This window comes from Trichococcus pasteurii (assembly GCF_900112935.1).
In the GTDB taxonomy this organism is placed as follows: Bacteria; Bacillota; Bacilli; order Lactobacillales; family Aerococcaceae; genus Trichococcus; species Trichococcus pasteurii.
Genome location: NZ_FONM01000001.1, coordinates 395,031 through 409,548, shown reverse-complemented (window position 1 = coordinate 409,548; position 14,518 = coordinate 395,031). Strand labels below are relative to the sequence as shown.

The following is a 14,518-nucleotide window of genomic DNA, read 5'->3' as shown; positions in this document are numbered from 1 at the left end:
GCCATTGGTCGGATTCTTTGCCGTTGCATATAGGAGGTTTGCCGGCTGATGCCTTCAGGAATGTTCTATGCTAAAATGATATAGGAAACAGAGACTGATTACACGTCAAAACACTTGGGAAATGGAGCATAAAATGGAATCCAACTATCTTCAGAAATTTTACGATAAAACCCCAGACGAAAGGATCACTGCCCTGCAGTCGGCCGGCATCCTGGATGAAGAAGCGATAGCCAATCTTCAGGAAGGATTAAAGTTACCGCAGGAAATCGCCGACAACATGATCGAAAACCAGTTGAGCACCTACGAGTTGCCCTACGGTGTCGCCTTGAACTTTTTGATTGACGGAAAAGATTATGTCGTCCCGATGGCCATCGAAGAGCCTTCCGTCATCGCTGCGGCCAGCGCCGGCGCGAAAATCATCGCCAAGGCGGGCGGATTCCGTACGACGATCCAGAAACGGGTCATGATCGGTCAAGTCGCATTGAAAAATGTCCCAGACAGCGTTGCTGCTGAACAACTAATTCTTTCACATGAGGAAAATATTCTGCAGGCGGCCAATGCTGCCCACCCTTCCATCGTGAAGCGTGGCGGCGGAGCTCGCCGCGTCAGCGTCAGGATTCTTCCTGCAGATGATGTTGAAGGAATCCCGGCGTTTCTTGTCGTCCATCTCCATGTCGAAACGTTGGAGGCGATGGGCGCCAACATCATCAATACGATGATGGAAGGTGTCATTCCTTACCTGGAGCGTTTGACCGGCGGCGAAGCATTGATGGGAATCCTGTCCAATTACGCGACCGACTGCTTGGCGACAGCCGAGTGCCGGATACCCGCTGCACTTCTGGCCAAAGGAGAGTTCTCCGGTGATGAAGTGCGCGACCGGCTGATTGAAGCCTATCAGTTTGCCTACGTCGATCCTTATCGCGCCGTCACCAACAACAAAGGCATCATGAACGGCATCGATGCCATCGTGTTGGCATCAGGGAACGATTGGCGCGCCATTTCTGCCGGGGCGCATGCCTATGCCTCCCGCAGCGGACAGTATCGTTCCTTGACCTCCTGGAAAAAAGCGGAAAATGGCGATTTGCTCGGAAGCCTGACTTTGCCGTTGCCAATTGGAGCAGTGGGCGGGTCCATCAACTTCCACCCTGCCGCTAAAATGACGAAGGAAATCCTCGGCTACCGTTCGGCATCCGAATTGGAGTCCATCATCGCCTCGGTCGGGCTGGCGCAAAATTTCTCCGCCATCAAAGCGTTGGTGACGGAAGGTATCCAAAAAGGACATATGGGCCTGCATTCGCGGTCACTAGCTATCAGCGCTGGTGCAGTCGGACAGGAAATCGAACAACTATCCCAGCTGCTCAAGGGCGAAAAAAACATGAATCTGGCGACGGCGCAGTCACTTTTGGCGCAAATCCGTGGTGCGGATACAGTCGACTGAGGCATAGCACCATGATTGGTGAAAATTTTCAGAACTAGCTCCCGGGCTGCATTCCAGTTTTTTCTCCGGTGAGGCTCGCCTCGCCGAAGTAGAGGTGCCGGATTTCGATTCTTCTTCGGTCGAAGCGGCTACGCCGGAGTACAAGGCCGAAATTTGTTTCTTCTCCGGCCAAGGCCGGCTTGGCCGGAGAAGCCGGCCCCCGGAAGCGTTCAAAATAAGAAACAGCACGCCGTCCACCATTTACCTGGCGGAAAGCGTGCTGTTTTTTATTGCAGTCTATTCATCATCTGGTTTTGTTCAGATAGATGCGCTTGTTGTCTTCCATTCCTTCGATGCAGATGATTGCAGGATCTGCGTCCACATCCAGTTCGATGCTTGAACCATCGATCGGCAAAACACGAGAAAAGATTTCTTCATATTCTCTGACGGTAACTTCTTTGCGACCCGCGAACAATTTTCCGTGCTCAGCGGCAGCCAAAGCTTCTTTGAATCCGTCCTGCAGTGTGGCTGAGAAGAACTCGCCGACCGCTCCCGATCCGTAACTGAAGAGACCGATTTTGTCACCAGCCTTCAGTTCGTCGGAAAGTTCCAGCAAGGACAGCAGGCTCAGATACAATGACCCCGTATAGATATTGCCGACGATTCTGTTGTAGACAGTACTGGTTTGGTAATGCGCCGTTAGACGTTCACGGTCCGCCTCAGAACCTTCATCGAGCACTTCGCGCAGAGCTTTCATACCCATTTTCGTGTAAGGCAGATGGAAACAGATTGCTTCGAAATCAGCCAACGTAGCACCGTATTTCGCCTTGAACTCTTCCCAAGTGTTCAAGAAGAACGAGATGTACTGTTCATTTGAATACTTGCCGTCGACAAAAGCCGTTTCCGAGTAGATGGGTCTCCAAAAATCCATAACATCAGCGGTCAAATAGCTGCTTTCATTTTCCAGCGCAAGGATGCGTGGTTCCGCACTGATGATCATGGCCACTGCCCCGGCCCCTTGTGTCACTTCACCAGCCGTGCCGATTCCGTAACGGGAAATGTCCGAACCGAGCACCAATACTCGGCTCTCCGGATTCAAAGCGACATGTCCTTTCGCCAATTGGATGCCGGCAGTCGCTCCGTAGCAAGCCTGCTTCACTTCGATGCAACGGGCATGTTCCTGGATTCCAAGCAGGTCATGTACGTAGACGGCCCCTGATTTCGAATTGTCGATGCCGGATTCCGTTCCGAAAATGACCAAGTCGATTTTCGCTAAATCCTCTTCATCGATGATGCGTAAAGCGGCATTCGCGGCGAGCGTAACGGCGTCCTGCGTGATGGGCGCGACAGCCATCTTTTCTTGCCCGATGCCGATCGTGTACTTGGCCGGATCCACTCCCCTGGCCTCCGCCAATTTTTCCATATCCACAAAAAAGTGCGGCGCATAAAAGCCAATCTTATCTATCCCAATCTTCACGACAACTACCCCTTACTGTTCATATATATAACATTTTTGATGCCTCTCATCCCAAATGATAGACCAGACCGCTCAAAAAAACAACCTCAGGCCTTCCAAATTAAGGATATCTTAGAAATCACTTATTCGAAAATTGCGTTCCGATTGTAATTCTTTACTAATTCTTATATGATAAAGTGCACTGAATATCGTAAAATAGTTAATACACCGTCTGAAAGAACAGACCTACACAAATATACGCTTAAAGGAGACCTTAAATGGAAGAAGTCGTAATTGTCAGTGCTGCCAGAACCCCAATCGGTTCATTCGGAGGCAGCCTCAAGAACTGTACCGCAGTGGATCTGGGGAAAACAGCAACAGAAGCTGCGCTGAATCGTGCCGGCCTTTCCCCTGAGGAAGTCGATTCTGTCATTTTCGGAAACGTTCTGCAGGCAGGCATCGGCCAAAACACGGCGCGGCAGATCGCAGTCGCTGCCGGTATCCCGTATGAAAAAACAGCCATGACAATCAATGAAGTCTGCGGCTCCGGTTTGAAAGCGATCATTCTGGCGAGCCAAGCCATCCGTCTGGGCGATGCCAGAACAGTAGTCGTTGGAGGCACCGAAAGCATGTCGCAAGCACCTTATCTCTTGCCGAACCAACGTTGGGGAAGCAAACTCGGCGATATCAATGCCATCGACAGCCTCGTGCACGACGGCTTGACGGATGCGTTCGACCAGCAGCATATGGGCATCACAGCTGAAACTGTGGCGGAAAGATTCCAAGTGAGCCGCGAGGATCAGGATGCTTTCGCGCTGCGCTCACAACAGAAGGCCGCCGCCGCTCAAGAAGCGGGCTACTTCAAGCAAGAAATCGCGCCTGTTATCCTCACGGACCGCAGGAATCAACAAACGGTCGTGGCCGATGATGAATATATCCGTAAAGATGTCACTATCGAGAGTTTGGGCAAATTAAGGCCAGCTTTCCAAAAGAACGGCACGGCGACTGCCGGGAACTCATCCGGGATCAATGACGGAGCCGCCGCCTTGGTGCTGATGCCGAAATCGGAAGCCGAAGCGAAAGGCATTCCTTACCTAGCCACAATCAAAGGCTACGCCGAAACCGGGATTGACCCTGCAATCATGGGCTATGCTCCTTATTATGCCATCAAGCAAGTATTGGAAAAAACCGGGATGCATGCAGATGATATCGACCTCTTCGAATTGAATGAAGCATTCGCCTCCCAAAGCATCGCCGTTATCAGGGATTTGGGCTTGCCCGAGGAAAAAATCAACATCAGCGGCGGTGCTATCGCCTTGGGTCATCCTATCGGTGCTTCCGGATCACGAATTTTGGTGACCTTGCTGCATGCGCTGGAACGCACCGATACGAAAATAGGTCTCGCCTCCCTTTGCATCGGTGGCGGAATGGGCATCGCCATGATTGTCGAGCGTCCTTAAACCTGTTTTTGACAGCACCCAATCAACTCCCCTGTCATTTGCTTGATGGGGGAGTTTTTTTTCATAAAAATCCTGATAAGAACAGCGCGCATTTCGATATGTTATTGAGTTTTCAACAAAAATGTGGCATACTCTTTATGAGAAATTTTTAATTTAAAAATGAGAATAATGTAGAGGAGACTGAATCCGTGACGACCTATCATAGCACACGAAATGCAGAAAAAACACTGACGGCTTCACAAGCAATATTACAAGGGATAGCGCCAGACGGCGGATTGTACGTACCCGATCACATTCCGGCTCTGGACATCGCGTTGGATCGCCTGGCCGACATGACTTACCAAGAATTAGCCTACGAAGTAATGAAAAACTTTTTTGACGACTTCACTGAAGAAGAATTGAAACATTGCGTCAACGCAGCCTATGATGACAAATTTGACGACTCCACCATCGTCCCGTTGGTGAAAGCCGGCGGACACCACTACCTGGAATTGTTCCATGGCCCGACCATCGCCTTCAAGGATATGGCCCTTTCCATTTTGCCACACTTGTTGACGACTTCAGCCAAGAAGAACGGCAGCACGAAAGAAATCGTGATCCTGACAGCTACTTCCGGCGATACCGGAAAAGCGGCTTTGGTCGGATTTGCGGATGTGCCGAACACACGCATCATCGTGTTCTATCCTAAGAACGGCGTCAGCGCCATCCAGGAAAAACAGATGGTGACGCAAAAAGGCGACAACACATCTGTTGTGGCAATCGACGGAAACTTCGATGACGCACAGACGAACGTCAAAAACATGTTCGGAAACGCAGATTTGGCTGCACGTTTGGATGAAGCAGGATTCCAATTCTCCTCTGCGAACTCCATCAACATCGGCCGTCTGATCCCGCAAGTGGTCTACTACGTCTATGCATACGGCCAAATGGTGAAACAAGGCGCCATCGCTGCCGGCGAACCGATGAACGTTGTTGTCCCTACCGGCAACTTCGGGAACATCTTGGCTGCCTACTTCGCTAAACAAATGGGCTTACCGATCCAAAAACTGATCATCGCTTCAAACGAAAACAAAGTATTGGTCGATTTCTTTGAAACAGGCGCTTATGACCGCAACCGCGACTTCATTTTGACGACTTCCCCATCCATGGATATCCTGGTTTCCAGCAACTTGGAGCGTCTGTTGTACCTGATGGCCGACGAAAGTACGGAAGCAGTCCAAACGTTCATGGACCAATTGAAGGAAATCGGCCGCTATGAAGTGACGGAAGCAATGAAGGAAAAAGCAAAAGATTTCTATGCAGACTACGCGACTGAAGAAGAAGTAGCGGCACAGATTGCTGCTCTTTATCACGCTGATGGCTACGTCATCGACCCGCATACAGCTGTGGCGGCGCATGTAGCCAACACTTATGTAGCCGAAACCGATGATCACACACCGATCATCATCGCATCGACTGCCAGCCCGTATAAATTCCCGCAAGCCGTCCTGAATGCCATCGATCCTGAATTTTCGGATGATTCCATGGAAGAAATGTTGGACCGCCTGAAAGAATTGAGCGGCGTCGCCTTCCCAGCAGCAATCGAAGAATTATTGCATGCGGAAGTTCGCCACAACACCGTTGTCGCTTCCGACGAAATGCAGAAGAGCGTCGAGTCCATCCTGGGCTTGAACTGATTCAGATATGTTTAAACGCCTAGCCGACGGTCCGGAATGTTTCCGGACTGCCGGCTTTTTTGCGCTTTGGTTATGTTTCGTGCTGTCCTCCTGTGAGAACAGTCCTCTCCGGAACTGAGGATGCAATGATATGCTCTCCTCCGGCCACCCCCCCTCGTCGGAAGTAGCGCCCATTTTCCACTCCCAACTCCGGTCAGCTGTTCTTGGCCGGAGTTGCCGGTAACATTTCTTTCATTTTTCTGACCAGGCACACACATCATAGCGAATTCCACGCTTTTTTTTGGTAAAATGGAATCAGAAAGAAACAGAATCGAGGCGCCATATGAATATACTGATCGACGGGGATGCTTGCCCCGTAAAAGACATCATCATCGAAGAAGCCGGCAAACGCGACATACCGGTCACGATCGTCACCAGCTTTGCCCACTTTTCCAATGCGCCCCTCCCGCTCGGAGTGAGGACCGTTTACGTCGATTCCGGAGCCGACGCAGCCGATTTCAAGATCATCCAGCTAGCGCACAGAGGCGATCTGTTGGTCACACAGGACTACGGTTTGGCCTCCCTCGCCTTGCCGAAGGGACTGACCGTTCTTCATCACAAGGGTTTCGCCTACGATAACAGCAATATGGAACGGCTGCTTGAAGACCGCTACATGAGCGCCATGGTCCGCAAAAGCGGCAAACGCACAAAAGGCCCGAAACCATTCACGGATGCGGATCGGCACAAATTCCGGAAACTGCTCATTTCCAAGCTGCAGGAAGATTAACAGAATCAGGAAAGGGGGTTTTAACAGCCAAAATAAATTTATCTAAATCTCGTTAAATTTTTGATTTTAGCCACATTTGTTGCTATACTTGCCGTATAGAAAGGAATGTGGCTAATGTATGCAATCGGAAAATTCTCCAAAGCAACTGGGATATCCACATCGACGTTGAGGCGCTGGGATAGAGAGGACAAATTCAAGCCTGCGTTCGTGTCCGACGGCGGAACCCGGTATTACTCGGACGAACAGCTGAACAAAATTTTGGGCAAGACTATGACCACAGGTCAAAGTAAGGTGACCATCGGCTATTGCCGGGTGAGTTCACCCAAGCAAAAGGACGACCTGCGGCGACAGGAGGAAGACGTAAGAACCTATATGCTGGCTAACGGCTACCAATTCGAAATCGTAACCGACATCGGCAGCGGCATCAACTACAACAACAAAGGGTTGAACGAACTCCTCGACAGGATCACCGACAATCAGGTAGACAAAATTGTCATCCTACACAAGGACCGTCTGGTTCGTTTTGGTTTTGAACTGATCGAGAACCTCTGCAGAAAGTATGGCACCATGATAGAAATCATCGACCATACTGAAAAAACCGAAGAACAGGAACTTGTCGAAGACCTCGTTCAGATTGTCACCGTATTCAGTGGCAGTCTGCAAGGCAAACGCGCAAACAAAGCCAGAAAGATGATTCAGGAGCTGATCCAAGATGATGCTGACTAAGAAGGTCCGTTTGATTGTGACAGACGAAACTTCCAAACTCTACCAAGCAGCTGGCGTTGCCCGCTGGGCGTACAACTACACGATCCGGATGCAAGAGATGAACCATCGCTTCGGCGGGACGTTCATCAGCGACAATGAGTTGCGCAAGCATATCACTAAGATGAAGAAGCGAAAAAAATACGCTTGGTTGAACGAGGTTTCCAATAATGTCGTCAAACAGGCGGTCAAGGATGCCTGCAAAGCCTATAAAGTCTTCTTCAAAGGGCAAGCCCAGCATCCCCGATTCAAGACCAAACGCCGCTCCACACCGAGTTTCTACAATGACTGCATCAAGCTGAAAGTGAAAGGCAACCGCATCCTGTTGGAAAAAATCGGTTGGGTGAAAACCAACGAACCGTTGCCCGTGGATTGCAAATACTACAACCCGCGCATCAAGTTCGACGGCAAATATTGGTATCTGACGGTCGGCGTCGAGGTGACCCCGAAAATCGTCGAATTGGACGATCGGGTTGTAGGGGTGGATGTAGGCATCAAGGAGTTGGCTGTCACCTCCGATGGTGTTTTCTACAACAACATCAACAAAACAGCCTCCGTGAGGAAAGCGGAGAAACGCCTCAAGAGATTACAGCGGCGTGCAAGCAGAAAATACAAGAAAGGAACGCCTAAATCTAAACATCTCCTAAAACTAGAAGGTGAAATCCGAAAGCAACACAGACGCTTAGCCAACATCCGAACCAATCATGTCCATCAAGCAACGGCGGAGATCGTGAAAACCAAACCCTCCCGCATTGTGATGGAAACGTTGAACATCAGCAGTATGATGAAGGATAAGCATATGGCAAAGGCGGTCGCAAATCAGAAACTCTATTTCTTCAAGCAATGCCTGCAATACAAATGCGAACTGAATGGCATTGAATTTGTGGAAGCGGACCAATGGTTCCCGAGCTCCAAGTTGTGCAACAATTGTGGAACGCTCAAAAAGGACCTGAAACGCAGTGACAGGGTTTACCACTGCGCGTGCGGTCACCATTGCGATAGGGATCTGAACGCAAGCTACAATCTGAGGGATTACCAAGCAGTCTAAGGGTAACTCGGATATGTACGATTCGTTGCGTCGGAATTTACGCCCTCGGAGTGCTGCAACAAAGGAAAGTAGTCCGTCAGGACCAAATCGGGCACGAAGAACAGGGAAGCAAACATAAACTAGATTTAGTTAGATTTATGGCAACGGTGCATCAGGATGCGCAATGAAATCATTATCGAAGATGTGAAACACATCGTCGCTGAAAAGCTGAGGAACGAAGCAACGGGGCATGATTGGTGGCATACGTTGCGGGTCTACAACACGTCCATGGACATCGCTGCAGCGGAGGGAAAAGGCGATCGGCTCATCATCGGCTTGGCGGCACTTCTCCATGACGTCGCCGACCATAAATTCGGCTATACTGACGCCGACCGCGAAGCCATCATCACCGACATCCTCACACCTTTCGAGCTGAGCGACTCCGTCATCGAGCAGGTCATCTACATCGTGAACAACCTTTCCTTCAAGCAAGGGAAAAACAAGCACGTGCTGGAAACGATCGAAGGCCGGATCGTGCAGGATGCTGATCGCCTGGATGCGATCGGCGCAATCGGCATCGCACGCGCTTTTGCATATGGCGGGCATAAAGACCGGCCTCTCTATGATCCCGAGCACAGTGAGGATCCGGACAGCGATACGATTGGCCACTTCCACGAAAAACTGCTCCTGCTGAAGGACGGCATGCACACGGAAGCCGGCAAACAAAAGGCGGTCGCCCGCCACACTCGGATGGAACAGTTCCTCAAGGACTTCCATTCCGAATGGGACGGCCACCAGTAGCAACACAAATAAGAGTGAATCCAAATCAGTTCGAATGATTTGGAGCCACTCTTTTCCATTAAAATGGCATTTCTAATCTGAAAATAAAGCAAGTTATTAATTCTTACTCGCATGAGCCACTGCTACATAACAGGCCCCGATAATTCCAGCATCGTTCCCCAATTCTGCAAGCTTCAATTTAGTCGATTGCTGTACATTCGGGAAAGCAAATCCCAAGTAGTGTTTATTGACTTTTTCAAGCAAAAATTCCCCTGCAGCAGAAACGCCGCCACCGATGATGATGGAATCCGGATTCAACAGATTACCGATATGGCTACATGCCAGACCTAAGAAATAAGCAAAGCGATCCACGACGATAACCGCCAGTGCATCGCCATCTTTGGCGAAATCAAAAATCATTTTTGAATTGATTTCCTGGCCATCATCAATCAGTTTTTTTAAAAGTGAATCACCCGCGTATTCCTCTGCGTGTTTACGTGCCAGCTTGACGACCCCGGTAGCGCTGGCAACGGTCTCCAAACATCCATTTTTCCCGCAAGTGCACTCAAAGCCATCAGGATCGACCGTCATATGCCCGATTTCTCCACCCGAACCTGCTGTCCCGTGTATCAGGTGCCCGTCAGCAACGATCCCTCCACCGACACCTGTCCCTAAGGTGATAAATACGACATCATCGTTATCTCCACCTGCACCACGCCATTTTTCTCCCAGCGCAGCTACATTGGCATCATTATCGATGACAAAAGGTATACCCGTTTCTTGTTCCATTGTCTCCCTTATCGGTTGCGGGGTAGTCCAATTCAGGTTAAATGCTCCAGTAACGGTCCCTTCGCTTCTGTTGACTGCACCAGGAGAACCCATGCCTATGCCCAAAAAGTCTTCAGAAGTGAGTCGGTATAAGTCCAAATGATGTTTGATGGATTCGATAATTCCCGGCACGATTTTAACCCCGCCGTCACTGTTGTCTGTCGGGATACTCCATTTCTGGAGCACGTCCCCTTCTTTGGATAATATGGCCAACTTCACTGAAGTTCCACCCAAATCTATTCCCAATACTTTTTTCTGCATCTCGTAGTGCCTCCAAATCAAAACTTTTTCACCGTTTACGATGCTTAATTGCTCACATTTTCAAAATATGAATGCAACGGTCCAGCTGTTTTTAACGGCTGTAGCTGTGTTCCCGTACGTCAATAACTTGTCCTGTCTCCGCTGCCTCAAAAATGGATTCAATGATTTTCATCAATTGAAGAACTTCTTCATTTTTGACGATAGGTTCCGACTCGCCTCTGACGACTTTAGCGAAATTCGTATAGAACGGATCCATTTGAGTTGCCACTTTTTCAAATTTTTCTTTTATGATCGCCTCTTCGGAAGGCGGAGCCATCGTTTTGGTCAGCCCTTGGCCAGCTTTTATCGGTTTGGGTGCTGCCACAAGTTCAATTCCACTCTGCTTCACGATTTTTCCTTTTAGATCCCAATCTTCTATCACCGCTGATCCTTTTGTCCCTTTTATGTACCAACGCGGGAGTTTGATATAATTGGTCGTCCCGACTTCTACAAGGGCGGTTACGCCATTTTCGAAAGTCAGATAGCTGATGAAGCCGTCGTCCACTTCATCGCCCAATATGTAACTCAAATCTGCAGCAACTTTCGCCAACGGGCTGTCGATCATATACAAAAGCTGATCCAACAAATGAACCCCCCAATCCAAGAGCATGCCGCCACCGTGCGCTTTCAGATGGCGCCAGTCACCCGGTATACCATTGGCTCCCTGAACACGGGATTCGATGTGGAAGACCTCTCCGATTTTTCGGTTCTCGTACAAATCTTTGACCATCTGAAAATCACTGTCCCAACGGCGATTTTGATGGACCATAAACACGCGCTCGTGTTCCTTTGCGGTATGCATTATTTCCGACAGCTCTTCGCTGGTCAGTGTCACGGGCTTTTCACAAATGACATGTTTTCCTGCCTCCAACGCCTGGACAGCGATCTCTTTGTGTACATCATTCGGAGTTGCGATCAATATGGCATCCACCGTTTCATCATCCAAAGCCTCTTCAAGACTGACATAGGCACTATAACCATCCGCTTCGCCAGCCTGTTGCCGACTTTCCAAAATATCGAATATCCCATGCACTTCTACTTCCGGATTTGCCTGAATCAGCTTAGCGTGAAAGCTGCCCATGCCTCCGTAACCAATGATCGTGACTTTTAATTTCTTCATCGTTAATCCTCTTTTCTACGCCCACCACATAGCGTGTGGGGTCTCTTTAATCAATACAGATTGCAGATTCGTAACAGCTCTGTTCAATCCTTCATCGATGGACATCAAAGGGTCTTCATGTTCAATGCTGACCACATAATCATAACCATACATCCGCAACGCACTCATCATATCTGACCATACTTTTACATCGTGACCACAGCCAACCGATCGGAATGTCCATGCTCTCGTTTTGACCTCTCCATACGGTTGCATATCCAACAAACCATACATATTGATGTTGTCCTGATCGAGATAGGTGTCTTTCGCATGGAAATGATGGATCGCTCCGGCTTCGCCCAGAATCTTAATGGCGCCTACCGGATCAATCCCTTGCCACCATAAATGGCTGGGATCGAGGTTCACGCCGATTGCATCACAGGTATTTTCGCGCAATTTCAAAAGCGTATACGGTGTGTGGCATAAGAAACCGCCGTGCAGCTCAATGCCAATCTTGACGCCATATTCGCTGGCCATTTCTCCGATTTCTTTCCAGTAAGGAATTAACTTATTTTCCCATTGCCATTTATAAATATCGGTGTAGACTTCCGGCCAAGGAATGACCGGCCAATTCGGTGCTGTTGCCTCTTCACTGTCGCCTGCCGTTCCGGAAAAAGTATTGACGACTGGTACCCCCATCAACGCAGCCAATCTGATGGTTTTTCTTAGTATTTCATCGCTCGCCTTTGCCTCTACAGGATCTGGTGAAATCGGGTTGCTGTGGCAGCTGAATGCACTGATGGTTAAGTTCCTTTTTTTCAGTTCATCCAAGTACGCTGCTCGCTTCTCTTCGCTTTCCAATAGTTCATCTGTCGGACAGTGATGGTTCCCGGGATTCCCACCGGTTCCGATCTCCACTGCGTTCAAACCTGCGCGCTGAACTTTATCCAGCATGTCTTCAAAACTTAAATTTGCAAATAAGGGGGTGAATACACCTAGTTTCATATCGATTCCTCGCTCTCTTCATTTCATGTTACGCCAGCATTGATCCTCTTTTTATACGGGTTGCTGCCCATTTTTTATTTCTTCCAACGCTTGGCTGTTTCCGTAAGCAGGATACGCCCGCTTTGACGGTCTACACCAATCGATTCCGTTTATGATGACTTGTTGGATATCTTTATTGTAGTAAGTCGGGTATGTCTCATGCCCCGGCTGAAAATAAAAAATCTTTCCGTTGCCGCGTCTATAAGTCATCCCGCTGCGGAAAACATTTCCGCCTTCATACCATCCGACAAAAATCAATTCATCCGGTGTCGGAACATCAAAGTGTTCGCCGTACATCTCTTCTTTTTCGAGTTCGATGTATTCGTCGATTCCGTCAGCGATGGGATGGCTTGGATTCACTACCCAAATCCGTTCTTTTTCTTCGGCTTCGCGCCATTTCAGGTCGCAACTTGTGCCCATCAATTTCATAAAAATTTTGGACATATGCGCCGAGTGCAAAACAACCAGCCCCATCCCTTTCAGAACATATTCATGGACGCGGTTGACTACTTCATCCGTTACTTCGTTATGGGCAATGTGTCCCCACCAGACAAGAACATCGGTTTCTGCTAAGACCGCTTCCGTCAACCCGTGCTCCGGTTCGTCCAGTGTAACTGTCTTTACATCCAAACCTGCTTCCTTCAAAAAGCTTTCAATTTGTCCGTGTATCCCATTCGGGTAAACTTTTGCTACAGCCTCATCCGTTTTTTCATGCCGATATTCGTTCCATACCGTTACTTTCATTCGATTATCCCCTCTTCAGACCAGTATTTTTCCCAACTCTTCTTTATGTTGATTGATGTATACCGGCGCTCCGGTCTTGGCAGATTGATAAATGGCTTCCAGTATTTGGGTCACTACCAATGCCTGTTCAGGTGACACAACCGGTTCTGTATCGTTTTGGATGCTCTCAATCCATTGTTTCGCTTCCAGATAGGCGGGATCATCACCCGATCCGTCGTAGAAGTCTACTCCACCAGGCTCCAACACCATCGTTTTGTCGTACATCATGCCATCAGCTTCACCATTGATACGCAAACCATCCTTCATATCAGCCCCGCCCTGAGTCCCGTGCAGTGTCGTTTTAGCTTCGCCTACCTCCAAAGTGTTCAAAGCCCAACTGGATTCCAGGTAAATGGTCGCTCCGTTCTCCATTACGATAAAGCCAAAAGCGGAATCCTCAACGGTAAATTCAGCTGGATTCCAAGGACCGAAAGCATTTGCGGCATTTTCTGTCCCCGCCAATTTATGATAGGTATTCCCCACAACATACTTTGGTTTATAGTTATTCATCATCCACAACGTCAGATCAAGCGCGTGCGTTCCGATATCAATCAACGGGCCGCCGCCTTGCGCTTCTTCATCGAGAAATACGCCCCAGGTAGGAACCGCGCGTCTCCTGATCGCATGCGCTTTTGCGTTATAAATGTCTCCCAATTCTCCCTTTTGACAGATTTTGTGCAAATAGGAAGAATCTTTTCTGAATCGATTCTGATAACCGATCGTCAGCTTTTTACCGGTCCGATTCATCGCGGCTATCATAGCTTCCGCTTCTTCCGAAGTTTTAGCCATCGGTTTTTCACACATCACATGTTTACCGGATTCCATCGCTGCGATTGAGATTTCAGCATGAGAAATATTTGGTGTGCAGACGTGAATGACATCAATCTCTTGATTTTTTAAAAGCTCTTTGTAGTCTGTGTAGACGTTCGCAGCATCTGTTCCAAATTCCTCTCTTGCTTTGCTTGCCCGTTCCTCGATAATGTCACAGAACGCCACCATTTCAACAGCTTCCACTTTAGCCAAAGCTGGCATGTGTTTGTTGTTTGCAATTCCTCCGCAACCGATAATTCCAATTCTGATCATATCATTAACTCTCCTTCTATTATTCTAATTTTAATGT

Annotated in this window: 13 protein-coding genes; 7 read left to right on the top strand and 6 right to left on the bottom strand. The window is 48.8% G+C overall.

From position 1 onward, the window contains the following. Positions 1 to 97 precede the first annotated feature (97 nt). Positions 98 to 1,438 carry a hydroxymethylglutaryl-CoA reductase, degradative gene (locus tag BM184_RS01925; RefSeq protein WP_256212988.1) on the top strand — a complete coding sequence of 447 codons (1,341 nt, stop codon included), beginning with the start codon at positions 98 to 100 and terminating at the stop codon, positions 1,436 to 1,438. 283 nt (positions 1,439 to 1,721) lie between these two features. Here BM184_RS01925 and BM184_RS01920 read toward each other — a convergent pair whose 3' ends face one another. After that, the gene (locus BM184_RS01920) at positions 1,722 to 2,894 is read right to left on the bottom strand and encodes a hydroxymethylglutaryl-CoA synthase (RefSeq protein ID WP_086942323.1); all 1,173 of its coding nucleotides are present in this window, start codon (positions 2,892 to 2,894) and stop codon (positions 1,722 to 1,724) included. Between the two features lie 257 nt (positions 2,895 to 3,151). On the opposite strand from BM184_RS01920, the gene BM184_RS01915 reads away from it, so the two are divergent. The 6 genes from BM184_RS01915 (at position 3,152) to BM184_RS01890 (ending at position 9,365) form a co-directional block, all read left to right on the top strand. After that, the gene (locus BM184_RS01915) at positions 3,152 to 4,333 is read left to right on the top strand and encodes an acetyl-CoA C-acetyltransferase (RefSeq protein WP_086942322.1); all 1,182 of its coding nucleotides are present in this window, start codon (positions 3,152 to 3,154) and stop codon (positions 4,331 to 4,333) included. A gap of 188 nt (positions 4,334 to 4,521) precedes the next feature. Continuing rightward, a complete protein-coding gene (thrC, locus tag BM184_RS01910) occupies positions 4,522 to 6,009 on the top strand; it encodes a threonine synthase (protein WP_086942321.1) in 1,488 nt (495 codons plus the stop codon). Between the two features lie 322 nt (positions 6,010 to 6,331). Continuing rightward, the gene (locus tag BM184_RS01905; protein WP_086942320.1) at positions 6,332 to 6,775 is read left to right on the top strand and encodes a YaiI/YqxD family protein; all 444 of its coding nucleotides are present in this window, start codon (positions 6,332 to 6,334) and stop codon (positions 6,773 to 6,775) included. 114 nt (positions 6,776 to 6,889) lie between these two features. After that, on the top strand, positions 6,890 to 7,501 hold the full coding sequence (locus tag BM184_RS01900) for an IS607 family transposase (protein WP_086942319.1): 612 nt from the start codon (positions 6,890 to 6,892) through the stop codon (positions 7,499 to 7,501). After that, complete coding sequence (locus tag BM184_RS01895) at positions 7,488 to 8,585, top strand: RNA-guided endonuclease InsQ/TnpB family protein (protein WP_086942318.1); 1,098 nt, start codon at positions 7,488 to 7,490, stop codon at positions 8,583 to 8,585. The genes BM184_RS01900 and BM184_RS01895 overlap by 14 nt, the downstream gene beginning before the upstream one ends. Before the next feature lie 156 nt (positions 8,586 to 8,741). Further along, complete coding sequence (locus BM184_RS01890) at positions 8,742 to 9,365, top strand: HD domain-containing protein (protein WP_086942317.1); 624 nt, start codon at positions 8,742 to 8,744, stop codon at positions 9,363 to 9,365. Between the two features lie 96 nt (positions 9,366 to 9,461). Here BM184_RS01890 and BM184_RS01885 read toward each other — a convergent pair whose 3' ends face one another. The 5 genes from BM184_RS01885 to BM184_RS01865 all read right to left on the bottom strand — a co-directional run bounded on the left by BM184_RS01885 (position 9,462) and on the right by BM184_RS01865 (position 14,481). After that, entirely contained in the window at positions 9,462 to 10,433 is a 972-nt protein-coding gene (locus tag BM184_RS01885) for an ROK family glucokinase (protein WP_086942316.1), read from the bottom strand. A 91-nt stretch (positions 10,434 to 10,524) separates the two neighbouring features. Further along, complete coding sequence (locus BM184_RS01880) at positions 10,525 to 11,592, bottom strand: Gfo/Idh/MocA family protein (RefSeq protein WP_086942315.1); 1,068 nt, start codon at positions 11,590 to 11,592, stop codon at positions 10,525 to 10,527. Positions 11,593 to 11,607: 15 nt separating this feature from the next. After that, positions 11,608 to 12,576 carry a sugar phosphate isomerase/epimerase family protein gene (locus tag BM184_RS01875; RefSeq protein WP_086942314.1) on the bottom strand — a complete coding sequence of 323 codons (969 nt, stop codon included), beginning with the start codon at positions 12,574 to 12,576 and terminating at the stop codon, positions 11,608 to 11,610. 51 nt (positions 12,577 to 12,627) lie between these two features. After that, on the bottom strand, positions 12,628 to 13,359 hold the full coding sequence (locus BM184_RS01870) for a ThuA domain-containing protein (protein ID WP_086942313.1): 732 nt from the start codon (positions 13,357 to 13,359) through the stop codon (positions 12,628 to 12,630). Between the two features lie 15 nt (positions 13,360 to 13,374). Next, positions 13,375 to 14,481 (bottom strand): Gfo/Idh/MocA family protein, encoded by a 1,107-nt coding sequence (locus BM184_RS01865; RefSeq protein ID WP_086942312.1) that lies wholly within the window; start codon positions 14,479 to 14,481, stop codon positions 13,375 to 13,377. Positions 14,482 to 14,518 lie beyond the last annotated feature (37 nt).